At 58.8% G+C, this 403-nt stretch carries 1 protein-coding gene; it reads right to left on the reverse strand.

What is annotated here, in order from left to right; translation table 11 throughout:
* The coding region (locus tag E1189_RS01455; RefSeq protein WP_196220978.1) for a hypothetical protein at positions 1-403 on the reverse strand (403 nt) is incomplete at both ends.

The raw sequence follows: 403 nt of genomic DNA on the forward strand, positions 1-403 counted from the left end.
ACAGGGGGTGTTCGCTTGCCCCCCGGCCGCCCGGGCGCGCAGCTGAGTAAAAATGTCCAGAGCTGTTTTCAGGTTGTCCGTACCCCCCATGAGCTGGAGATGTCGGCCCAGTGTTAACTCAATATCCTTATCATTGCAGGGGATGTTCGCCTGGCCTCCGGCCGCCTGGGTGCGCAGCCGGGTAAAGATGTCCAGGGCCGTTTTCATGTTATCCGTCCCCTCTATGGCCTGGAATAGCCTGCCCAGTGTTAGCTCGACATCTTTGTCATTACAGGGAGTGTTCGCTTTCCCCCCGGCTGCCTGAGTGCGCAGCCGGGTATAAATCTCGAGGGCCTTTCTCAGGTTATCGGCCCCCCCCATGACCTCGAGTAGCCTGCCCAGAGCCAGTTCGATCTCTTTGTCA

Origin of the sequence: Parendozoicomonas verongulae (assembly GCF_009711465.1) — a bacterium.
Lineage (GTDB): Bacteria > Pseudomonadota > Gammaproteobacteria > Pseudomonadales > Endozoicomonadaceae > Sansalvadorimonas > Sansalvadorimonas verongulae.